The sequence below is a fragment of the Bradyrhizobium sp. NBAIM08 genome, from assembly GCF_020193935.1.
In the GTDB taxonomy this organism is placed as follows: Bacteria; Pseudomonadota; Alphaproteobacteria; order Rhizobiales; family Xanthobacteraceae; genus Bradyrhizobium; species Bradyrhizobium yuanmingense.
The window spans coordinates 1-399 of the sequence record NZ_JADYVR010001025.1 but is presented as its reverse complement, the minus strand read 5'-3'; the positions used below and the strand labels follow the sequence as shown (position 1 = coordinate 399).

The 399-nt window shown below is 73.2% G+C and carries 1 protein-coding gene; it reads left to right on the top strand.

Features of this window, described 5'->3' with window-relative positions; all coding sequences use genetic code 11:
• Positions 1–250 (top strand): DUF1003 domain-containing protein (locus I6F37_RS43275; RefSeq protein WP_225154876.1); only part of this gene is annotated, 250 nt, incomplete at its 5' end.
• Positions 251–399 lie beyond the last annotated feature (149 nt).

Below are 399 nucleotides of genomic sequence, written 5' to 3'. Positions count from 1 at the left end.
GAGCACCTTCGTCCTCATCAGCCAGAACCGCATGGCAGCCGCCGCCGACAAGCGCGCCGACCTCGACCTCCAGGTGAGCCTGCTCGCCGAGCACGAGATCACCCGCATGGCCGACGTCCTGGCCCGCATGGCCGAGCGCATGGGGATCGAGGCCGACCTGCACGAGGTGCGCCGCGACGTGGCCCCAGAGGCGGTGCTGGACCGCATCGAGGCCGAGGACGCCGCCAAGGGGGGCACGGCCCCCGGCTGACGGGAGCCCTGTGGAACATTCCTTGCGAGAGGGCGTTGGGGCGCGCAGCGAATGGGGGAAGTCATCGGCGTCGAGATCCTCCTGGTGCGCCATGCGTCCCACGCCGACGTGGGCCTGCGGCTGACGGGGCGGGCGCCGGGCGCCCGCCC